Below are 24,114 nucleotides of genomic sequence, written 5' to 3' on the forward strand. Positions count from 1 at the left end.
CCAAACGCTAAACTTCTTTCCCATCCTAAAACCCCTCCGTTTTTAAATATTTAATCGAATAAACGGCTTCCTTTTTCTCAGATTCCCCTGCGTTTTTCAAATCGTAAGTTTGGTCTGCTGGCGTATCCACATTAGGAAAACGACGAACCGATCCAGTACGAAAAACAATGCGGGAAACATCAGCAACTGGCTGAAAAGCTAAACTTAATGAAGTTTCTTTTCCGTTAACTGTAAGCGAATAGAATCTGGTGTGCGCATCTAATTTCAATTTAATATCATAGCTTTTTCCAGCCTCATATTTCATGAAGTTCTTATAACGGGCACCAGCTTTTCCACTTAAATTGCCAGCGGAATCAAATGTCAAACGAACACTTGCCATTCCTTTTGCATCCTGCAATTCAATTTCCAGTAAACCGAAATCGTTTTGCTTTGGCGTAACCGAAAATGAAGTAATTATTTTTTTAGATACAGGAAATAAGCGCTCTGCTTTTGCATAATCAAACGGATCTTTGTCTCTTAAAACCAAAGCACCATTTTCAACTTTTACAGGTGCCCACAGCGGACTGTAAATGTTCCAATTTTCTAGTGCTTTTTCTTTAGGAAGTTTATCGAAATCATCGTTAACATGTTTTGTAGCCAAATCATTAACAGGCAAAGGAACCGAAGAAACCCAGATATCTTCCTTATTCATACTGTAGGTTACCCATAATTTGCCATCGGCAGGTTTCCCATTTCCTTCGATAATACCACGAACATATTGCGGACCGTAAGATTTATAATTGCCACCATAACGCATCGGCGTGATTTCCCCATTGATCAATAATAAATTAGTGTAATCTAAACCGTTTTTACTGGTTGAAATGGCTAATGGCCATCTGTATTCTGAAGGATTATAAACCGTTGCGTAATTTCCATCAGCAGTTTTTTGTCCCCAAATTTTTGCATTGCTATTTACAAAACCTGGAGCACGAAAAGCACTCTCTGGCCAGCTTTTTCCGTTATCGGTGCTAATTGCCGTTAAAGCATTTTTCCATAATCCCACAACTCTTCCATCAGGTAAATGGTAATAACTGAAAGCTTTATATTGTTTCTGCAAAGTGATTAATGGGTCTTTTCTGTCTGCCTCTTCATTCCATTGCTGCGTCATTAACTTATTCGCTAACAACTCATTACAAGCAGCAACAAACGCTTTATTTTTGCTTTTTGTGAAGTATGGATATCTGGTGTTTCTTTCTGAATAACCTGGATTATAGTGAATAAAATAAATTGGACCGTATTTTCCATCTGCCTGAATTTCACGAACCGCTCTACCAATTCCATGACCATCATTCGGATCGTCCTTTGCATCGAAGCTGATGGCGTAGAAACCTAAAACGAGAAATACATTTTTTGTGGAAACGTAAAATCCCATACGTTGGTGCATTACGGCATCTAAATCTTTAGCTACATCGGTTCTACCTTCTTTAGTTGTACCATCTGCAATTCTATAAATAGGAAAAATCACATCAGGTTTAGTCCAATTATAGCCATCAGGCGATGACTGCAATAAGGTTTGTCCTGGCGGGATGCTTTCTCCCACCTTATCACTCAAATATTCTACATAAAACTTATTATTCCAATAGGCTAACATTGGAGCATGGTTATAAGTCCAGCCAAAGTTTTCTGCCAATTCTGGATGTTCCCTGTTTGCCCTAAAAGTTTGGATATTATGCACCCCCATTACTGGCGAAAGCTGCCCGTGATGATAATCGGCATTAACCAAAGTTTTGCCTGTGTAACGAACCGTATCCTGTGCCTGCGACGTTGATATCGCAAGTGTAAATGGTAGTGTTAAAAAAAGTATTTTAAAAATTTTCATTCTTTAATTTTAAATTCTGTCATTCTGACGAAGGAAGAATCCGCAACCTATAATCACTGCCTGTTTTTTTAACCACTAAAATAATTCAGTGATATTTCAGAACCAGTTTTTCATGGCTTAGAGATCCTTCGTGCCTCAGGATGACAGCAGTATTAATCTGTCCTCTTCAACCCTTCAATCACTTTTCTTTTAACTTTTATAATTGTTCCATGCTTGTGCCCTTCAGGTATCGAAACTTCAGCAGTCACATCTTTAAAACTTTTAAAATCGGAAGTTTTATAAGCCGAATAAATCTTCTGCCCATAAGCATCGAAATAAATCAACCAGTCATTTTTCACTTTTACAACAGTTGGTCCTTCGGTCAACTTCGGACTAAAAGTGTCTGAAACGTTTTTATACGGTCCCAAAGCATCCTCCCCAAAAGCTACTTTCAAATTTCTGTTCGGCCGGGTATTATCTTTTAAAACCAACACATAATCTTTCGTTGCCCGTTTCACAACCACTGCATCTATTACGCTGAAACCAGGATCTAAGAATAATTTTGGTTCAGAAAAAGTTGCAAAATCTTTCGTCGTTATCGAATACATTCGATGGTTGTTTTCTTCCTCTTCTATTCCTTTCGCAAAACGAAATGGGATGGTTGATGCCCAAATAATTACGAATTCTTTTTTCTCATCATCGTAAAAAATTTCTGGTGCCCAAACGTTTACAGTTTTGGATTCGTTTTCCATCACTGGAAGAAATTTTTGCTCGCTCCAGGTAATTAAATCTTTGGAACTTGCATAACCAAAGCCTTTATCGCCTTTCCAGCTGCACGTCCAAACCAAATGAAATGTTCCATCAGGTCCTTGAACGATAGATGGGTCACGCATTACTTTCTGTGTTCCAACTGCTGGCTTTAAGAAAGTTTTGTTTAAATCAGTCCAATGATAGGCATCGTAACTGTATAAAAATCTCAATCCTTCTGTTGCAGGTTCGTGAAATGAGGTAAATAAATAAGCTTGTTTCGAGCAAGATGTTAATCCGCAGAAAGCCAAGCCAATAATGGCTAAACGAAATGATGATATGAATTTTGCTTTTAACATTTGTACTTTCTTAATAAACTCCCCAACCTGCGGTTAACCTCTGAAAAAGAAAATCGCCCCTCACAGCTTTTTATCACTCATGTTTTTATCCACCCAACATTCCCCTCTTTCAGAGGGTGCCTAAAAGGCGAGGTGTTGATTCCCTTAAACTTTATCCAACACCAATACCCAATCGTTACCATTTGTAGGTTCGCCTGGCGGATTAAATTCTTTAACCCCTTTGTTTTCAAACTTCCCTATGATATTATATTTTCCTGTTCTCGGATCAAACCACGACGCTTTAACTTCATCGCCATCGGTTTTACCTAATTGTACGCTAAAATTCCGCCCTGTATAAGTATAAAACATTGCATAATCTTCGCCGCGGGTGGCTAAAATTCTATCGTATTTTTCTCCGTTTGAACCAGCAACCAAAGTTTGATCTGGAACGCGGTCAAAATATGAGCGAGAAAGCATTAAATCTTTCAGGTAATGCATTTGAACTGCACCAGGAGCATTTATTGCCGTAATCCACTGGTCTTTTGGACCATAGGCAGGTTTTAAATCGGTCTTTTTGTACATCTGCATCACAGAGTTATGCCCGTAAGTGTACCCGAAAGCACCTGCAAAAACCGACCAATAACCGTATCTTCTCACATCTGCATCATTCCATCGTGGCTGTGTTGTATCATGCAAACCTTGGGGAATATCTTCGTACGATGGTTCTCCATCAATAGTAGGTTTTGTAGGCTTTAATTTATAATCAGATTCAATATATTTCCAATTATCTTCTCCGTAATGTAATTTCTCCTTTGCCGAAGTATCTTGATCGTAACGGCGATGCCCAGATTGAATCATATCAAAATCACTCCATTTCGAATTATGAAACCATTGTGAACCAGCCGTTCTTCCGCGTGGATGGAAAGTGATTAAATGGTTGGGATCATTTGCTCTTAGCGTTTCACCAATAGCATTCCAAACTTTTAAACCGTCGCTGCCTTTAATATCGCCACCATTTAACCAGATGATGTTCCATTTATCTTTATATCGATCAGCTAAAAACTTTGCGTAAACTTTAGCTTGGGCTTCTTTAACTTTACCATTCTTCACATTAGTTCCCCAAACAGGTACCAAAGCCATGTAAAGTCCTTTTTCTGCTGCCTTATCAACCACGTAATCGATATGATCCCAATAATCGTAAGCAGTAGAATCTTTCGGATTGTTGCCTGGCGTAATCATTGGTTTTGAAACATCGGCGTTTACAAGCGATGAATCTAAATACACATTTCTAGATGGCACATCATGTAAAACCATTACCTGAATCACGTTAAAGCCTTTTTGCTTTCTATCCTCCAGATATGTATTGGTTTCCTCGCGATTTAAGCGACTAAATAATAACCAAGCCGTATCACCTAACCAGAAAAATGGTTTTTCGTCTCCAGTAGTAAAATATCTGCCGTTTTCAGAAACCAAAAGACTTTTATCGCCAAAATGAGGTTTGTCCTTGCATCCAAAGGCAAGAATAGAAACTACAGCAAGTAGAAATATTTTAGATTTTAAATTCATGTATTAAATTTTATTGATAATGATTACCTCATCTCCAGTTCCAACTTTATTTATTTTTGCAATAGTATTACCGTTAATTTTTTCTTCTTTGATGATGGCTCCAGTTTTACTATTTAATATTTTCACAACGAATTTCCCTGCCGTTTTGGTCAAATCTAAACTAATGGCTTCTGCCGATGCATTGTAAAAAAGGTATGTTTTTCCTGCGTTTTCTAAACCATATTGCTGTTTTTTATCGTTTGAGATAATAGGTTTTAAAGTTGAAATTGCATTTGATATTGATTTATCAAGATTTTGAACATTTGATAAGGAACCTCCAGCCATTAAAACTGCCCAACCAAAAGCATCAAAATTATCTCCAGAGTAAATCACTGCTTTTTCTGGAAATTTGGTTTTATATTCAGAAACGGCGTGATAAACTTCTTCAAAAGATGTTTTCTTTGGCTTTAACAAACGGGCATGTTGGCGAGGTGCCAGGCTCTGCCCGCCTTGTGGCGCATAAGCAGTTCCATCTGCCTGATAATGCCAATATCTGATATCGATTAAATCAACAACATCAGCCCTTTGTTTGTCAGCTAAAATTGCATCCTGAACATCTTTAGTAACACTTAAACCAATAATTGGATGTTTGCCAGTTTCCTTCTCCCAATCTTTAATGGTATCAATCCAAAACTGAACGAAATGCAACGGACCAGTAAATTCGGCACCAATCAGTTGAATTACTCCAGAGTTTCCATCGAAATTCTCCAAACATTTTCTAATGTAGGCTTTGTGTATCGCCTTGCGGTTTTCATTGCTGATATCGTAAAATTGCTCAGCCATAAAAATACGTTTATCGCCAGCATAAGGTACAGGTTCTGGAAAACCTGTGTTGTTGATGTTGTTTGCCGTTCGCCAGGGAAAATCGGCATAATGTGCTCCTGCTTCAATAATATTGTGCTGAAAATAATTCTCGTGGATTAAAACCAAGCCTTTTTGGTCTGCGAGGTTTGCGAATTGTTTTAACCTATCCCAATACCAAAGATTATACTTTGTAATGTCGTATTTGCTCAATCCATCCCATGCTTTATCTTTTCCGCTACGGGCAAAAGGCAGCTCATAAAACGGTGCCCAAACCTCGCCATCCATTCTGCGAATGCGTTCGTGGTCATCTCTCCTTCTGTCGTACCAAAGGCCATAGTTGTGATCAAGAATCTTTACCGAACTATTTTTCATCGAATCGGTAATTTCTTCCAAACCATCGGTTAAGCCATTGCCTTCGCGACCTGGAACAAATCTAGTTACATGAAATTTAGTTTTCTTTAAACCATACGGGCGAGCACTTCCATTCCACCATGGCACATCCTGACGATTGCCGACCACGATTTCGTTTCCGCGAACCAACCAACCATTTTTAATGGTCATTGCATCGGCTGTTGCTGGTTGAGTAACTTTATCTAATCCAATTTTATCGATACTTTTTGCTTCTTTCGATTCTGTTGATATTTTGTTTCGATCTGAAGCCACATCAATATATTCGGAAACCGTTAGAGCAGGTTTGTAAGCAAGTTTGGTTAACTTTTGTGCAACATCAACAGGCGGACTGCTTGACGCTTCCGTTTCCACAGGTAAAACAAAAGCTCTGGAATCAATTTCATTTCCCAATCTATCTTTTAGCTGAGCATAATACAAACTCCGCGGTTGGATTTGCTCATTCGACATATCCCAATAGCCATTTCCTGAAAATTGCGCCCAGGTACCAAAAGCCCAGTTTTGCGCTGTTGGTGGCTGTGGATTATCGACCCTTGCCGCACTGCACTGCCAAAAAACACTATTTGCCGCACTCCAACCCGCACCTTGCCCATCCTGACCACGGTTTAAATAACTTAAAGCTTGTCCATCCACATTTACAATATCAAACAAAACGCCAGATGCCCAGCTATCAATTGTACCGCTGAAACTGAATGGCAAATATGATTGGCATTGCACAAAAACGTTTGGTCCAGGTGCACAAAAACCTACCGCGAAATCGTGGTAACCGTATTCTGAATATAACCTTTGAAAAAGTGTTTGTTGTCCTGTAGTATAGAAAGTATTCCGACGTTCGCCACCGATTTCAGAAATTGGAGCAAGCGACTTACAATCTTCAACAGTAATTCTTTTTGCTGTTTCTAAAACATTAACCGCAGAACCTGCAAAATGTTCAAAAACAACCTGACGAACCCATGCATCTTCCACATTTTCTAAAGAAATGGCGGTCCAGCGGTGGTATTCATCTTTAATATTTTCTTTGTGATAATCTGACTCAAGTTTTAAATTTTCAACACCAGATTGGGAGATTCTTCCATCCCATTGATATTTTGATACTGTTGCGCCCCCAAATTTAGCGTCTAAAGCAGTTGTGAGTGGCGCATCGAACGTTACGGTATTGCCGTTGACTGCTACAATTTTTCTATCAAAATGAATGTCCCTGGTTCCAGGTTTCCAACCCAAAGCACTTTCGCCTCCACCAAACTCAACTGTTTTTAGTGTTTCAATCCATTCTTTTGTAGAAGGACGGTGGATGACGATGTTATCTCCAACTTTGAAACCATTTGCATTAGAAACAGTAATTTTATTCGAATTAACAGGAACATAAGTATCGCTGATAGCAACTGTTGGAAATTCAACTTTATTATTCTTGCCTAAAATTCTGATTACTCCAATTCGATCCAAACCCGTAGCAAAGATTTTGGTTCCATTGTCTCCCATTCCACTGCCACGAAGCACAACACCAGATGCAGAAATTTTTAAAGTTCCTGCCACTTCATAAGTGCCTTTTTCTAGTAAAACCGTACCACGTAAGCCATCTTTTCCAATAGGTAATTTTGAAACGTAGTTGATGGCAGATTGAATTCTTAAAGTAGCATCGCCTTTTGAAACTGGAACAATAACTTTAATTAAAGCGTTTGGAATAGCTTTTTCTCCAGCCATATAACCTGCATAAGAAAAATCAGGAATGCGATTTCCTTGTTCATCCGCTGTGTAAGCCAATTTACCATCCTTACCTTTAAATATAGGTTTGGGTGGTTCGACTGGCTTTGTTTTCTGAGCGAAAGAAAAGTTTGTAACCAAAAAAAGGAATGCCAAAATCGGCAGTACTTTAATTTTATATATGTGGTTAGTTTTTGGCATTGGTGTTTATTTCATTTTGTAAGCAATATACGAAGGGTCGTCTTACCGAATTCATTTCAGGGTTTTTATTGCATGAAAGATGCTGAAATAAATTAGCAAGATGAGAGGAGATAGCTTTCGCATTAGGATTGCTTCGCGCCTCGCAATGACGATAGCGCAAGTATAATGATTAGTACCTTCCGCTTTAATCTTTCCGCTTTAATCTTTCCGCTTTGGTCTTTCAACTTTTCACTTTCAACTTTTCACTTTCAACTCTTAAGGTCTTACTTTACTTACATCCACTAAACTATTTAAATAAACTTCAATATTCGAATAGCCAGATTTAGTAATTTTACCCGCATCTGTAGAATCTTTAGGATTTAACCCATGTTTAGTTTCATAAGTATCTGGAATACCATCATTATCTGAATCTAGGTAAGGCTTTCCTTTATATTCTGGATAACCACCGACTTGTGCAATGTCTGAAATAATACCTTGTTTATAAGAATCAGCTGGTAAACGACGTTTTACATAACTTTGCTTCGCAGGCAACTTTCCATCTGCTACATGTTCTATTTTTCCTGTAGTAACTTGTTTAATAATGCGTTGATCCACAGCATCGCGAACGGGTAAACTTGCACCTGCATTTGCTAAAACATAATCGTAAGCTTTTTTAGTGTCGATAATTGAAATCTTCGCCATTGGTAAAGGTTTATCAGTACGAATGGAATCTAGTAACTTTTGTTTATCACGCTTGCTTTCTGGTTGCACACCCCCATCCCAATTATTACTGGTTACTTTTTCATTGCCTTCAATAATGTTTCCAGTTACATAAGCTCTGCCAAATTCATTTCTAAATTTAATGTCTCTGCCAGATTCTGGCTTTAAAATACGATAAGAAATGGGCTCGCCAGCAGGAGTTATTGGTCCAGGTTTGTAATAGTTATTTATAAAACTATAAAATGATGCATTATCGCCACCATCGGCACTTCTATTCCACCAGTTAAAAATAACGTTATTGGCGAAACCAAAATCGCCATACATGCCTACTGAAGGATTACGACTAATATTGGATGCCCAAAGATTACGCATGAAAGTAGAGTTCAATCCACCGATTGTACTTCCGAAGGCATGGTTGTAAGTATCCAGCGCCTCAGAGAAAATGGAGTTTTGAATGGTTACATTTACTGTAGGTAATTTCTCTGGTTTAGAACCATCTTTTTTATCATAAACATGGCGATAAATCGACATATTTTCGTCTAATCCCCAACTTGCAGAAACGTGGTCTATAATGATATTTCCTACAGGATTGCCGCCAATGGCATCATCTCTACGGGTTACATCAGTTTCTCCACGACGGAAACGCATATAACGAATCACAACATCGTGGGTATTAATCCAAACCGATTCTCCTGCTACACAGATACCATCGCCAGGTGCACTTTGACCTGCAATTGTAATATATGGAGCACGAATAATTAATGGCGATTTTAACCTAATGATTCCTGATACATTGAAAACAATTGTTCTTGCGCCACCCTGTTCACATGCTTCACGCAAAGTTCCTTTGCCTGAATCATCAAGACTATTTACCACATAAACCTTTCCGCCTCGGCCGCCAAAAGCATACGCTCCACCGCCCTCAGCACCAGGAAAGGCAACTAATTTGGATTGAGGTAAATCGCTTGGCTTTGCTGCCCATGGAATATATGGTTTACCTTGTTTGGCTTCCGCATCAACAATAGGCTTTACCTTTAAAAATTGTAATTCAGATTTCTCTTCAATACTTTTTAATAAAGAATCGGCCTTTTTCTCCATCGCTTCTGGAATAACAGGATATTGCGCATAGGCAATATTTCCAATTCCACAAAGCGCAATTATGCTCAAAAAAGAATTCCAGTTCCGCATATTAGTTAGGTTTTACTATAGAAACAGGAACCACACTATTTAAATACACCTCGATGTTTGAGTAACCACTTTTAGTAATTTTCGTAGCATCAGATGCATCCTTCGGATTCAATCCATTTTTAAGTTCGTAAGCATCTGGCATACCGTCATCGTCTGAATCTTTGTAAGGTGTGCCTTTATATTCTGGATAACCACCAACCTGTGAAACCTCTGTAATAATGCCAAGTTTGTAAGAATCGCCAGGTAATCTACGGTGCTCAAATTGAAATGCAGATGGTTTAGCATCAGGATGAACCTCAATTTTTCCTGTAGTTACTTGTTTAATTACACGAGTATCAACAGGATCTCTTTTTGGTAAGGTTGCACCCACATTTGCCAAAACAAAATCTTTTGCCTGCAGAGTTGGGATAATTGAAATCTTAGGCATTGGGAAAGGTTTTTTAGCTTTCATAGCTGCAAAATATGGACTTGCCTGTTCGAATGACATTAGTCTGCCTTTTTTATCTTCTACCTGAACGCCGCCATCCCAGTTATTTGCTGTAACTTTTTGATTGCCATCAATAATATTTCCATCTACATAGGCTCTGCCAAAAACCACGTAAGGCAATTTACTACGTCCAGATTCTGGCTTTAAAATTCGGTAACTAATTGGGTCTTTTAAATCGGTAACCGGACCTGGTTTATAGTAGTTATTTATAATATTGTATTGAGCAGTATAATCACCACCATCTGTAGAACGGTTATTCCAGTTAAAAACCACATTATTGGCGAAATTAAAGATTCCGTTCCAGCCAATTGAAGGATTACGGGCACCGTTATCTGCCCAAAGATTACGAACAAAAGCACAATTTTCGCCCCCTAAAGTACTTCCGAAAGCATGATTCCAATAATCTAAAGCTTCAGAAAAAATCGAATTTTGAATCGTAATGTTAACCGTTCCTAATTTGTCTTCGATTTTACCTGTACTATCGTTGTACATGTGACGATACATCGACATATTTTCGTCTAAACCCCAGCTTGCCGAAACGTGATCAATCATGATATTTCCTACTGGATTACCACCAATTGCATCATCGCGACGACCAACAAAAGTTTCTCCTCTTCTAAAACGCATGAAACGAACAATCACATCATGTGTATTTAACCAAACGGATTCGCCAGCAACGCAAACACCATCACCAGGAGCAGTTTGACCCGCAATAGTAATATAAGGTGCACGAACAATTAATGGCGTTTTTAATCTGATGATACCTGCAACATTGAAAACTACAATTCTTGCTCCACCCTGCTCGCAAGCATCCCGTAACGAACCTGGACCACTATCGTTTAAGTTTTTTACAACGATAACCCTGCCACCACGACCACCGAAGCTGTAAGCACCTCCACCCTCGGCTCCTGGAAAAGCTAACAATTCTGATTGAGGCAAATCATTTGGCCTGCCTGCCCATGGTATATAAGGTTTTCCTTGTTTAGCTTCTTGCTCCATGATGGGTTTAGCCTTTTCCCAGGCAATATCTGAATGCCGAGTTGCTGCCTTCATCATAGAATCTGATGTTTTTTGAACATCTAATGGGATTTTTGGATATTGTGCAAAAGCTGATCCAGCTGAGAGAATTAATGCTGATGAAAATAGCAGATTTAAAAAGTTCTTTTTCATTTGTGTTTTGCTCGTTAAAGAAGCAAAAGAAATTAAGCAAATATTTCGGATAGTAAAAAATTTTGGCTCAATTCTATTGGTATCTTTTGGTTAAAGTTTGGTTAGAAAGTATATTATCTTTCAAATTTGCAATCAAAATAAGGCTATTTACTGTATAATTTTCGCTATCTTTTGTACAATATTATCAATTGAAAAAATTAAGCGTAACAATGTAAATTCATTATATCAACGACGTTACAAGATATATATAAAATTCATATATAAATGTAACATTCTTAAATAAAAAAAGGAAGCAATAAATTGCTTCCTTTAAACCAAATATACTTAATAATTCAGGTGTTGAGATTCACCTGTTTGAGAGCGGTTAAATCTTCTATTTCAATGGATCGAATGTTCCTGCTCCTTTTAAACTATTCCAACCAGTTGTTTGTTCCAAATATGGAGATGAACTCAAAATATTTTCATTTAATCCGAAGAAATAATATTCAGGATACCACTTAAATTTCCAGTCTGCAGGATTGGTTTTATCCAAATCATCTTTAACAGTTATTACAAAAACATTATCATATAGATAATCTAGATAAGCAGCATAATTGGCGCTTCCGTTTGCTGTAGGATAAGTTGCCGGATCGCGATCTAAAATTGGCGCATTACCTGTTGCTGGTTTCAATAAAGGATCGGCAGTACCAACATATTTAACGCCCGCAACAGATTTTACCGTAATAAAATAGCCTGTTCTGCGAGTGCCATTTAAAGGTTTTATGCCTAAACGAGCAGCCGTTGGAGAATTTTCTTCAAATAACATCCAACGTCTTAAATCGAAAAAGCGTTTCCCTTCATAAGCAAATTCTATATTTCTTTCATTTAACACAGCTGCAAATAATTGATCTCTGCTTGCAGCACCAGCCAATCCGTAAGAACCATCAAGATTTTCTACACCTGCACGCTCGCGTATTGATTTAATGCCTTCCAAACCTTCAGCTAATTTGTTAGAACCAATTGCAGATTCTGCTAGGTTTAAAACAACTTCAGCAAAACGAAGTTCCATAAAATCCATACCGCTTTGACTAAAGTTTCCGTTAGCATTACTTGCATTCGGATCTGTAGCTTTCGAAATATAAATAGCACTCGCATTAGCACCTTTAAGCTCAGTTGTTAAGCTTGGCGTTGTTTCTGCTGCTGTTCTATACCATTTATAAGTCCATTGTTTAAAGGTTGTAGATTCTTTGTAAGGCCAGATTGCACCATTGTAAACGAAAGTTTTGTAAAAACGTGGGTCTCTGTTTTTATAGAATTTTTTAGCATCATAAATATAAGTTGAAGCACCTGCCATTTTACCATCTTTCATAGGGAAAGCGTCTACAATTTCCTTTGTGGGAGATAAAGAACCGCCACCGTTGATTTCTTTCGAGCGTGCAGCTTGTTCCCATCCGCTATTTTTAGTTGTATTACCACCAATTGCCAGGTTGTTAAAGCCGTAAACAATAACTGCCTCAGGGTTATTTACTTCTGTAAACCACATATTACCCCAAGCAGTTGCATTTGCAGTTCCGCCTGTTTTGAATAAGCCAAAACCATTTGCTTCTAACAAAGTTTTAGCGGCTAAATTCGCTTTATATGCATCTTCCCAACGAGTTAAATCGTCGGTACGATTAAATAAAGGGCTCGCCCAAGTTAATAAAACACGCCCTTTTAATGCAGCAGCACCGCCGCTTGTAATTCTACCCCAATCTGCAGAAGCCCATTTACCTGGAAGTAATGTCATTGCTAAATCTAAATCTGCGGTGATTTGTTTTATGCAAGCAGATGAAGATGACCGAGGAATTTGCAAATCATTGCCATCAGCAAGAATCGGATCCTGAGGAGTTAAAGCCAAAGGAACACCTCCATACAAACGAACAAGATCAAAATATTGCCACGCCCTCCAGAAAAGCATTTGGCCTTTTAATTTATTACGAACATCTTCAGGCAAACCATACTTATCTATTTCTGCAATGAAAATATTTATTTGTTTTAACCTGGTGTAAGGGTTATTCACAATACTCGTTGTTAACCTTGCACCTAAATAGTTTAAAGCATGCGTGTTGGTATAACTTATAGATGTCCAGATTTTATTAAAATCCGTTTCTCCTGCAAATTCATCAGTAGTTTTTGCGAAAGTATCGTTATTTGTGGCAATATTCCAGGATAGCGATTGCGCATTATTTGCAGGCAAGAATAAGCCATAAACATAATCAACATATCCCTGAGCAAGAGCAGCATCTTTAAACACTTCCTCATTGTATCCCGCCAAATCTCTTTTCTCCTCAAGAAAAGCATCTTTACAGCTAGCCATTATGATAACTAATGCTGTAATTAAGTATAATATTTTATTTCTTTTCATCTTTTTATAGATTATTGAATTTACATTTTTTTATCCTTGCTTACAAGGTTACATTTAATCCGAATGAAATTGTTCTTAAATTTGGATAAGCATCCCATGCACCATCAGGACCTTTATAAGTATATGGGTTATATAGGTTTGCAGGGTTTAAAGCTGAAACGAAAACTCTTGCATTATTAATTCTTAATTTTTCTACTAAACTTTTCGATAAGGTATAGTTTATATTAAAACTTGGGATTCTTAACCTAAACGAACTTACCTTATAGAAATTAGATGTTGGCGTAAGGTTGATATCTGCAAAGTTAGGGTTTGGCATTGTGCCGCTAGGATTAATAATAGGATCATAAATATTACCCCAGATATTTGGTAAACTGGTAAAGTTTCTGGCAATAGATACATTTAATGCTTTTCGCTCATCAATTTCCGACCATCCGCCGAATGAACCTGCAAGTACTGCATCAACACTAAAACCTTTATAACCTGCTTTTAATGTTATTCCGAAACCGTAGTGATTACTTGCTTTTTTAGTTAATTGAACCTGGTCATTTTCGTCAATAATTCCATCAGGGCCAGCAAAAGTTCCGTTACTTTGTAATGGACCTCTAACATCTCTGTAATACAATGTACCTGGTTTTAATTGCGCTGCAGGCGTACCGAAAACCTGAGTAATTTTATACTGATTTACATAGTTTGTAACCTCATCGGCAGTTTTAAACATACCTAAATTGTCATATCCCCATTTTCCGTTATCAGAAGATGCTCCTGGTTTAGGGTTCCATGGTTTTAAGATATCATTATCGTTAAAGTTACCTACCAATACCTTGTCATCGCTCCAACCAAAACGAACGCCAACACCGTATCTGAATTCTTCGCCGATTTTATCATCCCAGTTTAAACCTAGTTCATAACCGTAATAGTTTGCCGAGCCAAAATTTTCTGATGCACTGGTACCGCCAACGCTAAAAGGAATATTTGCTGTTCTCTCTAATAAAATATTTCTGGCTGCGTTGAAGTAAGCTTCAACATTAAATGATAAACGATTATTTAAAACTCTGCCATCGATACCTAAGTTGTTCTTATATTCGGTACTCCAGCTTGCATCTCTGTTTGGCGATGCTTCCATTTTTAAACCAGTTGAACTTGCTGTGTTACCACCAAATACAGCACCTTTACCATCTTGTGTAGTATATCTTTGTCTCCATAACCAAGGTTTAGTCTGGTCATTACCGAGCACACCTGCGGCATATCTGATTTTTAAATAGTTAATAGCAGGAACTTTGAAAAAACTTTCTTCTGATACAACCCAACCAATTGAACCTGAATAAAATTGACCCCAGTAGTTTTCAGGAGCAAATTTTGTTGATGCATCCGTTCTGAATAAAAATTCAGCTAAATATTTATTAGCATAAGCATAGTTAGCTCTACCTACATAAGATAATGTACCTGCTTCGTTTGCTGATGTAGAACCATCAATTGCACCGAAAGCAGAACTGAACTGACCATTTGTTGCCGCTATCGGACTGGCTTTAAAAACAACCTGATTTTGATTGCTCGATTCAGAACGCTCTACTGTAAATAAACCGCTAACAGAATGTTTACCAAAATCTCTGGCATAATTTACCACAAAGTTAGTTTGCTCGCTTTTCGCATTTGTATTAGAATAATACAATCTATCTCCATTGGTTACCCTTAAAGAACTTAATACGGTTGCGCCTTCATAAATATGTTTATTCTCTCCTAAACGATTAAACTCGTAAAGTGTATAAAAAGTACCTACCTGGCTACCAACAGAGTTACTTGTGTTTCTTGCGTAAGCTAATCTTGCTTTTAATCCTTTTATAAATGGAAGCTCATATTCGGCGTAACCATTAACTGTATATTGATTACTTTCTGTAGTTGCAAGGTTATTTAATCTGTCTATTTCACCAAAGTGATATTTAGATAAATCACTAGTTGTTCCTGGTAATTTTACAGGTAAACCGTTAATATAATCAGGTACGTATCTTGGTGCTAACAATAAATTTTTATAATCGTCTTCTACGCCTTCACCCGATACCTTATTAAAAGTTTTAACCAAATTACCATTGTTACCCGACACCTGTAAACCTACTTTGAAATTTGTAGCAACGGTTACATCAGTTCCTGCTCTAAAATTCCACCTGTTATAATTAAGGGTGGCTAAATTACCATCTTGTTTATTGTATGATACATTGGCAAAATAAGTTGCACGTTCTGCACCACCACTTACACTTAGCGTTTGTCTGAAATCGTAAGATGATTTCCACGCTTCTTCCAGACGATCGTAATCAATATTTTTAAAATGCTCTAACTCATCATTTGTAAAGAAGTTATCTACGCCTGCAGCTTTATTACCGCCGTTTGGTCCGTTCATTATATTAAAATATTGTCCGAACTCATAAGCACTCATCATTTTAGTACGATAAGCCTCATCATTTAAAGCATAGTTAGTACTTACACTAATTCTTGGCTTACCAATTTTACCACGCTTGGTTGTTACTAAAACAACTCCGTTACCACCTCTTGTACCATAAATGGCTGCAGATGCATCTTTTAGAAATGATAAACTTTCAATTTCGGAAGCATCAAGATTTCCAAACTGTGTTGCATCAGGTTTTCCTTGTCCGTCAACCTGTATCACACCGTCTATAACATATAGAGGGTCTGTTGAGCCACCATCTTTAGAGAAAATCGTATTCGGATTTCTAATTGTGATTTTAGCAGGCGAACCAGGGCGAGAAATACCACCACTAACACCCACACCTAACAATCTGCCAGCTAATGCTGCAGCTACGTTGGTTCCTGGTAAATCTTCAACTTCCGAAGCTTTAATATCAACAACAGCACCAGTTAAACTTGTCCTTTTCTGAGTTCCATAACCAACAACAACTACGTCGTCAAGGTTTTTGTTATCTGAAACCAACTTTACATTAATATTAGTTTGTGTGCCAACAGTAATTTGCTGTCTAACAAACCCAATGTAAGAAAACACCAGTACATCGGTATTAGACTTTACCTGAATCGTAAATACACCGTCTGCGTTGGTGCTAACATTACTAGGCAATCCTTTGATACTCACATTCACACCTGGTATTGAAGATCCGTCAGACTGATCGACTACTTTACCCGTAACCTTTCGATCCTGAGCAAAGAGAATTGTACTTGCTAATAACATTAGTAGCAAAGACAATGAAAATTTGCGTAAAAATTTTAAGTTCATATTTATTTATTTGGTTAGTTTTTAATCTTGGTTAGTTAGTTTTTGCTTTTCTTCGTTTCTCCCATTCTATCCCCTCTTTTTTTAAATCGTAGCCTGCGGCTGATAAGTAATTGTTTATTCTGCCTTTATATTTACCGAACCAGGCATGTTTCTTATCCGATGATTCCGCATCAATAGCTCTTTCTCTTGCCTCGGTAAGCCAAATCAAAATTTGTTTTTTTTGATCTGCTGTTAAGGTTAAAATTTCTTCCTGATAAGCCTTATAAGTAATTGGAAGGATATTGTATGTCATTCCGTTTTTAACGCCCTCAATCTGTTCGTTATTTAAACTTGATGATAACTTCGAAACATATTTTTTATGGAGTTTGGCCAATGCAGCATCTGTACTACGATTTTGTTTAGCGATTGCCGAGTCTCGTTCTACTTTATTATCAGCATTTTTTTCTTTTATCTCTTTTATTTTTGAATCGCGAACCGTGTAAAAATCATTCAGACTGCTATATTGATCTCTTATTATATTTCTAACTTTTTCTGCTTTACTTGCATCGGCAATGTTAAGTGGAGTTACAATTTTATCTGCACGTTCGGTTATTACTTTTAAATATTTTGCCTTATCCTCGTCAGATACGGCATTATTCTGCGCAAAAGTTCCTGCAATATTCGAGAGTATTAGAAACAGAATTGTAATTGATAATTTCATTATATTATAGTTTAATTAATTTCTTTTTTTTATCAGTTTAACATCTCCGCAAAAATGAACCTTTAAGCCCAATTCATCCATGGCAGCAGCTTTAATTCTGCAAGCTTCGTGTGCGTTGGCTTCATAATTTGTGTACACTACATGAATGTGGTTGGCTTTATGTCTGGCCATCATCTGATCTCTGCTGATTCCTTTTAAAACCGCATGCATAATTGGCCATTCTGGAGTTGTACTATTCCAGCGTTTTTCTGTTTCCTTCTTTGGCAAACTTACCACTTCGCCAATGCCTAAATCGCAATGTAATTCATTATCCATTACGTAAACCCGACTCCAAACAATAAAACCTGGTTTGCTAATTCCTTTAAGTGAGCCACCACCTAAACGAAAATACATTGGTGGCTGCCTATCGCTACTTGCTCCTTCATAACCTCCAATAAAATGAGCGGGTGGCGCTGCACCAGAAATTAAGAAGAGCCAAACAAAATCGTCAATTCCTTCTCCTTTATAATGTGCACCCCAGCGAATATCGTGTAAAGTATTTTCGCCGGTCATTCCTAGTTCTTTCCAAAGGCAATAGGTTAATAAAGCATCTAATCCAGCACATTCATCTACTTCATTAAAATGAGGAAGTGCATGGTTGGCATATAATTCTTTACCCGTTTTTGAAAATGCAGGTGGTCTATCCTCGTTATTTAATAACCCTTCTACCAAATCGCTGGCAACGGTTAAATCTTTAAGTCCTTGTTGATATTGTATGCCAATGGTATCGCAACTAAAATCATCTGCAATACGCAATGCAGCGATGTACATTTTGCATTGCTCTAAAGTTTGTGCTTTGGTTAACTCGGTTTCTTCATTGGTTCCCCAATTAAACTGCATTCCTTTGTTCAGCAACCAGTTTAAAATAGCTTCTGCTTCTTTATTAGTAACCTGCAACATTTCGGCGTAAAGTGCCGATTGACTTAAGCGTTCTTTAAAAAATCCAGTTTTGTGTAGTAATTCATCAGGAATGATAGCATTGTACATACCCATGCAACCTTCATCAAAAACGCCCATGATTACTTTACGCTCTTTTAACGCCCGTGCAAATGCCCTACCCTTTTTTTCATCCGTTAAAGGAATCTTACTCAAGGCAAAATCTTTAACATGGCTTTGATCGTAACTTATTTTTTCTGTTGATAACCATTCCTGAAGTCCTTCTGTGAAGAAGTCATCGGTAAAGTTTTCACTCCATAAACTGCTGTACGAAATACCTGCCTTAGTTAGGCAACCATTTAAATTTAACATACCAACTAAACCTGGCCATTGTCCGCTCCAGTTGGCCACAGTTAAAATCGGACCTTGATGTGTAGTTAAACCTGCAAGTACATGATGAGAGTATTGCCAAACACTTTCGGCAACAATTAATGGTTGCTTTGGGTCGATATTACGAAAGATATCCATACCCATTCTTTGAGAATCTATGAAGCCGTGTTTTTTCGTCGAATTATAGGGATGAGCACGTTTAACTTTCCAGCCAAATTTCTCAATTGCTGCTGTTAATTTCGTTTCCATTTCGAGTTGAGCAGCCCAGCAATTTTGATTTGCAGAAAGCCTTAAATCTCCACTCGAAACCAATAGAATTTCGCTTGTTTTACCCTGTATCATAATTCATTACTGAACAAATTATTTATATAAAAATAATTTGTCGGTTTATATTTTGGTTATAGCCCATAGAGCCATATACAAAACTCAACAAACAATATAGTTAATTACTAATAGTTTTTAGCAAATTAATATAGGATATTATCATAAATAAACTTAGCTTTAGCCCTGCAACGCTTATGATTTACCAAACATAATGCGGAAACATAACCAAATATTTATAGATTAACCATGAAACCTCATTTTCATAAAGTCCCGGTAACGCTGCAAAGCTCTTTCAGTATTCGACATGATATTAAGCCCGATTTCGGTAACATTTGGCACTATCATCCAGAATTAGAATTGCACTACGTGATCAAGGGAGAAGGCGTTCGTTTTATAGGCGATAACATCAGCAACTTTGCTCCTGATGAAATGATTCTTTTGGGCGAAAACCTACCCCATACCTGGCGATGTAAAGATGAGTATTTCCAGAATAATTCTGATCTGCATACGGAAGCCATGGTTGTTCATTTTTTGCCCGATTGCCTTGGGAAATATTTAATCAATTTACCAGAAGCTTATCTAATTCCTAAACTATTCGAAAAAGCTAAAAGTGGTATGATTATTCATGGAAAGGCAAAAGAAAAATTAATTGATTTAATGAGGCTTGCGGTTGACGCAACAAACCTCGAAAGAATAATTATTTTACTTTCTATTTTAAAAACACTTGCCGAAACCGACGAATTCGAGACCGTTGTAACCAGTAAAAACACCTTTTATCAATCTAACGAATCGGAAACCCTTCGGATAAATAAAATATGCACTTACACTTTAACCAATTACAAGAAAGATATTACCCTTGAGGAAGTTGCATCGTTAAGTAACCTGAGTGTAACCTCATTTTGCCGATATTTTAAACTCATGACAAAGAAAACCTATTACGATTTTTTAATTGAAATAAGGGTTAGCCATGCATGCAGGTTTTTGATTGAAAACAAGTTACCTACTGAAATGATTTGTTTTGATTGTGGCTTTAATAATGTATCGAATTTTTACAGGCACTTTAAAAAAGTTACAGGAATGACACCACTGGATTACAAAAGGAAGTATTTGAATTAATAAGCAGCATAGATCATTATCTTTTAATCTATATTATATATAAATTCTTTTAGAATTCACTTTACGCTTTAGCCAAAAGCAAGTAGCCCATTACCTGTTAAATTCTTGGCTCACAACTAGTATATACTTGGCTTAATGTTGGTAACCATTTGGATCCTACATCCGAAATACATCCGAGGAGTAACCGAGTAAGTACCGTACAGAACAGCTATAGGGAAGAAATTTGAATGGCTAAATTCAGAAGAATGGTTGTTGTTTTATAAAACCTGTGTTTTAGAAATCAACATTAACTAAAATAAAAATTGACGGGAAAATGGCTAATATGATGCGTCAAAAACGTGCAAATGTGTACAAAAACGACAAAAACGTCTTTTTACGATATCGGTTTCCAGCTTATGTTTTAATTTTAATAAAAAAACTATGGCACAGCAAGTTGGCACAATTAAACTTAAGGGGAAAGTCGGGGATTTATCCTTTTATGAACGCAATAACACTTATCAGGCAAGGGCTAAAGGTGGAGTAGATGCAAAGCGTATAAAAAACGACATCGCCTTTGAACGCACCAGGGAAAACAATTCGGAATTTGCCAAAGCTTCGCAAGCTGCGAAAAAGTTACGACAGTTATTTCGAATAATACTTTTGCAAGTACCAGATCCAAAGATGAATTTTAATTTAACAAGTCGCTTCTTAAGAATTGTTAAAGCAGATCAGATTAATAATCGTGGCAGCAGGAATGTTCTGACAGAAAATTACAGGTTACTCCAAAACTTTCAATTTAATTCAAACAATCATCTATACAATACTTTTCTGGAAGATATAGCTAGTTCCATAAACTTAGTCGATCAGTATGTTGAGATTAAAACTCCCGCTATCCATCCGGAAATTTCTATTGTTGCGCCTGGTGAGGTTACACATTTCAGGCTTATTACTTCGGCTGCTTCAATCGGCACTGAAAACGAATGCGCTTCCCTGCTCGATTCAGAAATTCTGAATATAAATGATGCGACGGAATCACAGACTTTTAAGATAAACCTCGTCGTAAAACCACAAGAGCCTATAATTATTCTTTTTGGAATTACTTTTTTTACTACCTCTCTAAATTGCATTGTTCCCTTACAGAATGGGGATTTAAATACTCTTGGAGTGATTAAGATATATTAAAACTCCTTCGCATTATTGATGATACCTCGCAGATTAGAATGCAAGGTATCATTGTCATTATATATCTAAATATAAACCTGAATATTTAAATCGCTTCTTAAAGCCGTGTAATCATCAAATAATTTTTCAACTTCTTTGATCACATTTGGTGTAAAAGTGCCCACCTTTCTTCTTGTAAAAGTAGATATATCCAATCCTCGCTTTTGCAAAAAGTATTTTGATACAATTGGGTAAACATTATGCATTACATCCATATTATCGATTAAAAATTGTTGCACAACATTCACTTCATTTACAAGCGAGGGATCGTTGTAATGATCACATAACCAGACGATTAATTCGGGAAAGTAATTACCTTGAATGCAAGATAAACCCGAAGCGCCAGCCTTTAAAGATTCTACTGCATGAACGATGTAAGCATCATATAAACCAAATTTATGTCCTTCGGTAAGCTTTAGTTTTTCCTTAATCTGCGTTAAATCCAAACAAGTATCCTTATGATAAATTACTCTTCCGGTCGAAACGAAATCGCTTAATTGCTGAGGCTTTAAAATTCTTTTATAGGGCACCGGGCACTCGTAAAACCCAATTGGAATATTTTCTGTTTGCTTTAATAAATCAAACACCCGCTCATTAAATATATCATCAGATTCTGCTTCATCAGCAAGCAAACTTGTAATCGCAATTACGGCCTCCACGCCTGTATCATTAACTTTTTTAACAAAATCGGCCTGTTTAGAAATTGGCCCGCCAAAAGTTCCTGTAGCTACAACTGGTACTGCACCATCTACAACTTTTATAACATGATTAATGGCCTGGATTCTTTCACTATCTGTTAATTCGAACATTTCACTCGATAAACAATTAGCAAATAAGCCTGACGATCCTGCTTGCAAATAAATCTCTGTGAGCTGGGTAAGCGCTGGATAATCGATGTTTCCATTGTCCAAAAAAGGCGTAAGCATGACCGGGATGAACCCTTTTTGTGAGTTTTCCATATTTAAAAAGATATGTAATAAGGTTATTTAATAATTGCCTGAATAGTTCTTATCGAACTTAATTGGCTGATTTTAATTTTCTATTTTTAATTTTCGTAATAAAAATGCCTGTTAAAAAAATGGTTAATGTGCCTACCACGATAATCATATTTTTATGCAAAGGATTTCTGAAAGCTTCGTATGCGGGAGGAAGCATAGCGGAAAAAGTCATCCAAATTATAACTGCTATCCCAATCATAGTTGCGATAATGGCTTCGTGGTTTTTAGTTTGCTTACTTACAATTCCGAGTAAAAACAACCCAAGCATCCCCGCTGCAAATATTCCTGATAGCTCCCACCATACATCCAAAATACTTTTAACACCAATCATTGCAATTCCTGCAATCATACCCAGTAAACCAAACCCTACAGTTGCAATGTGCAGGAGTGATAAATTTTGTTTTTCAGAAATATCTGGCTTAATGTACCGCTTATAAATATCAACCGAAAATACTGTTGCAGAAGCATTCATTCCTGAACTTATGGTGCTCATTGCCGCAGATAAAATAGCCGACACAATTAGCCCAACTAAACCAACAGGAATTTTTGTTACCATAAAATGAGGCATAATCTTATCGCCATAGTCTGCAGACTTTAAGGTACTTTCTAACTTTAAAATTTCTGCAGCGGTAGAATGAATGGGTAATCGCTCAATCGCAACCTGGTGTTTAATAGACTGAACCAAATCGGGGTTAACCTCATAGTAGGCATACAAGCAAGATCCTATAACAAAAAACAACAGCGATGCTGGAATATAAAGCCATACACAGAGCCAAATTGATTTGGAAGCTGCTTTAGTTGATGATGCAGTATGGTAACGCTGAATGTAATTTTGATCCATTCCAAAATTATTCAGGTTAATAAAAAACCCATATAAAAGCACAACCCAAAAGGATGAACTAACGAAATCGGGTGAAAAGGTACCTAAACTAAATTTGTGATCTGCTTTTCCAATTTCTATTACTTTTGAAACACCTCCTGGCATATTTGTTATGATTAAATAGAGGATTAACAATGCTCCAAATGTCTTAATCACAGCCTGTACAACTTCTGTCCATATTACCGCCTCAATGCCACCTAAAACAGTATAAAATATGATGCAAATGCCCATTACGATCATAATCATTTGCATAGAGTAACCAGTTAGAGCTTGTAAGCTCAAGGCTATTCCGAAAAAGATAGATCCCATTCGGGCCAGTTGAGTAAGTAAAAAGCAAACTACAGCGTACACTCTTGCCCAGGCGCCGAAACGTTTTTCTAAATGAGTGTAGGCCGATATTTCTCCAGTATTACGATAAAATGGAACAAAGTATTTTGAGGCAATCCATGCTGCTAAAGGCATCGATATACTAAAAACAAATGCATTCCAGTTTCCTCCAAAAGCTTTACCAGGCACACCTAGAAATGTATTACTGCTTAGAAAAGTTGCATAAATTGATAAACCTATTGCCCATCCAGGAATGAGGCCCGAAGCTTTTGTAAATTGCTCGGAATTTTTATTTTTTCGCGAAAAATAAATCCCAACTAATATCATTCCAACAAGATATATGAAGATTATAGCAAGATCGAATACAGGTAGACCCTTCATTATCGGTTGGCTCGTTTATTAATTTGGTTAAAACAAATATGCATTTCTAAATATCAGTATTAATATAAGATTTTGGC

General features: G+C 37.1%; 14 protein-coding genes. 2 read left to right on the forward strand and 12 right to left on the reverse strand.

The features are described from left to right. Window positions 1-25: 25 nt before the first annotated feature. The 10 genes from ACZZZI_RS19775 to ACZZZI_RS19820 form a co-directional block, all read right to left on the reverse strand. Entirely contained in the window at window positions 26-1,858 is a 1,833-nt protein-coding gene (locus ACZZZI_RS19775; protein WP_316758128.1) for a sialidase family protein, read from the reverse strand. Between the two features lie 152 nt (window positions 1,859-2,010). Continuing rightward, window positions 2,011-2,943 carry a glycoside hydrolase family 43 protein gene (locus tag ACZZZI_RS19780; protein WP_463490910.1) on the reverse strand — a complete coding sequence of 311 codons (933 nt, stop codon included), beginning with the start codon at window positions 2,941-2,943 and terminating at the stop codon, window positions 2,011-2,013. 144 nt (window positions 2,944-3,087) lie between these two features. Further along, window positions 3,088-4,488 carry a glycoside hydrolase family 140 protein gene (locus tag ACZZZI_RS19785; RefSeq protein WP_463490912.1) on the reverse strand — a complete coding sequence of 467 codons (1,401 nt, stop codon included), beginning with the start codon at window positions 4,486-4,488 and terminating at the stop codon, window positions 3,088-3,090. A gap of 3 nt (window positions 4,489-4,491) precedes the next feature. Continuing rightward, window positions 4,492-7,641, reverse strand: a complete 3,150-nt coding sequence (locus ACZZZI_RS19790) for a DUF6298 domain-containing protein (RefSeq protein ID WP_463490914.1) — start codon at window positions 7,639-7,641, stop codon at window positions 4,492-4,494. 255 nt (window positions 7,642-7,896) lie between these two features. Then, complete coding sequence (locus tag ACZZZI_RS19795) at window positions 7,897-9,528, reverse strand: pectate lyase family protein (RefSeq protein ID WP_463490916.1); 1,632 nt, start codon at window positions 9,526-9,528, stop codon at window positions 7,897-7,899. Window position 9,529: 1 nt separating this feature from the next. Then, window positions 9,530-11,185, reverse strand: coding sequence for a pectate lyase family protein (locus ACZZZI_RS19800; protein WP_316758118.1), 1,656 nt, complete (start codon window positions 11,183-11,185; stop codon window positions 9,530-9,532). 373 nt (window positions 11,186-11,558) lie between these two features. Further along, on the reverse strand, window positions 11,559-13,568 hold the full coding sequence (locus ACZZZI_RS19805; protein WP_344764425.1) for a RagB/SusD family nutrient uptake outer membrane protein: 2,010 nt from the start codon (window positions 13,566-13,568) through the stop codon (window positions 11,559-11,561). Window positions 13,569-13,608: 40 nt separating this feature from the next. Beyond that, window positions 13,609-16,806, reverse strand: a complete 3,198-nt coding sequence (locus tag ACZZZI_RS19810; protein ID WP_316758114.1) for a SusC/RagA family TonB-linked outer membrane protein — start codon at window positions 16,804-16,806, stop codon at window positions 13,609-13,611. Between the two features lie 31 nt (window positions 16,807-16,837). Beyond that, window positions 16,838-17,506 (reverse strand): DUF3826 domain-containing protein, encoded by a 669-nt coding sequence (locus ACZZZI_RS19815; protein WP_316758112.1) that lies wholly within the window; start codon window positions 17,504-17,506, stop codon window positions 16,838-16,840. Between the two features lie 15 nt (window positions 17,507-17,521). Continuing rightward, on the reverse strand, window positions 17,522-19,153 hold the full coding sequence (locus ACZZZI_RS19820) for a fucose isomerase (RefSeq protein WP_463490920.1): 1,632 nt from the start codon (window positions 19,151-19,153) through the stop codon (window positions 17,522-17,524). A 228-nt stretch (window positions 19,154-19,381) separates the two neighbouring features. On the opposite strand from ACZZZI_RS19820, the gene ACZZZI_RS19825 reads away from it, so the two are divergent. Further along, window positions 19,382-20,251 (forward strand): AraC family transcriptional regulator, encoded by an 870-nt coding sequence (locus tag ACZZZI_RS19825; protein ID WP_316758108.1) that lies wholly within the window; start codon window positions 19,382-19,384, stop codon window positions 20,249-20,251. Window positions 20,252-20,671: 420 nt separating this feature from the next. Next, window positions 20,672-21,412: a hypothetical protein gene (locus tag ACZZZI_RS19830; RefSeq protein WP_463490923.1), complete on the forward strand. Its 741-nt coding sequence runs from the start codon at window positions 20,672-20,674 to the stop codon at window positions 21,410-21,412. A gap of 65 nt (window positions 21,413-21,477) precedes the next feature. On the opposite strand, the gene ACZZZI_RS19835 is transcribed toward ACZZZI_RS19830, so the two are convergent. Both ACZZZI_RS19835 and ACZZZI_RS19840 read right to left on the reverse strand, forming a co-directional pair. Then, the gene (locus ACZZZI_RS19835) at window positions 21,478-22,410 is read right to left on the reverse strand and encodes a dihydrodipicolinate synthase family protein (protein ID WP_316758103.1); all 933 of its coding nucleotides are present in this window, start codon (window positions 22,408-22,410) and stop codon (window positions 21,478-21,480) included. Between the two features lie 58 nt (window positions 22,411-22,468). After that, entirely contained in the window at window positions 22,469-23,983 is a 1,515-nt protein-coding gene (locus ACZZZI_RS19840) for a sodium:solute symporter family protein (protein ID WP_463490926.1), read from the reverse strand. Between the last annotated feature and the right edge of the window lie 131 nt (window positions 23,984-24,114).

It is taken from the genome of Pedobacter sp. AC190 (assembly GCF_979258025.1).

Excerpts from the sequence above, each read along its gene's own strand:
- ACZZZI_RS19775 (WP_316758128.1), bottom strand. The coding sequence starts at position 1,858 with ATGAAAATTTTTAAAATACTTTTTTTAACACTACCATTTACACTTGCG.
- ACZZZI_RS19780 (WP_463490910.1), bottom strand. The coding sequence starts at position 2,943 with ATGTTAAAAGCAAAATTCATATCATCATTTCGTTTAGCCATTATTGGC.
- ACZZZI_RS19785 (WP_463490912.1), bottom strand. The coding sequence starts at position 4,488 with ATGAATTTAAAATCTAAAATATTTCTACTTGCTGTAGTTTCTATTCTT.
- ACZZZI_RS19790 (WP_463490914.1), bottom strand. The coding sequence starts at position 7,641 with ATGCCAAAAACTAACCACATATATAAAATTAAAGTACTGCCGATTTTG.
- ACZZZI_RS19795 (WP_463490916.1), bottom strand. The coding sequence starts at position 9,528 with ATGCGGAACTGGAATTCTTTTTTGAGCATAATTGCGCTTTGTGGAATT.
- ACZZZI_RS19800 (WP_316758118.1), bottom strand. The coding sequence starts at position 11,185 with ATGAAAAAGAACTTTTTAAATCTGCTATTTTCATCAGCATTAATTCTC.
- ACZZZI_RS19805 (WP_344764425.1), bottom strand. The coding sequence starts at position 13,568 with ATGAAAAGAAATAAAATATTATACTTAATTACAGCATTAGTTATCATA.
- ACZZZI_RS19810 (WP_316758114.1), bottom strand. The coding sequence starts at position 16,806 with ATGAACTTAAAATTTTTACGCAAATTTTCATTGTCTTTGCTACTAATG.
- ACZZZI_RS19815 (WP_316758112.1), bottom strand. The coding sequence starts at position 17,506 with ATGAAATTATCAATTACAATTCTGTTTCTAATACTCTCGAATATTGCA.
- ACZZZI_RS19820 (WP_463490920.1), bottom strand. The coding sequence starts at position 19,153 with ATGATACAGGGTAAAACAAGCGAAATTCTATTGGTTTCGAGTGGAGAT.
- ACZZZI_RS19825 (WP_316758108.1), top strand. The coding sequence starts at position 19,382 with ATGAAACCTCATTTTCATAAAGTCCCGGTAACGCTGCAAAGCTCTTTC.
- ACZZZI_RS19830 (WP_463490923.1), top strand. The coding sequence starts at position 20,672 with ATGGCACAGCAAGTTGGCACAATTAAACTTAAGGGGAAAGTCGGGGAT.
- ACZZZI_RS19835 (WP_316758103.1), bottom strand. The coding sequence starts at position 22,410 with ATGGAAAACTCACAAAAAGGGTTCATCCCGGTCATGCTTACGCCTTTT.
- ACZZZI_RS19840 (WP_463490926.1), bottom strand. The coding sequence starts at position 23,983 with ATGATATTAGTTGGGATTTATTTTTCGCGAAAAAATAAAAATTCCGAG.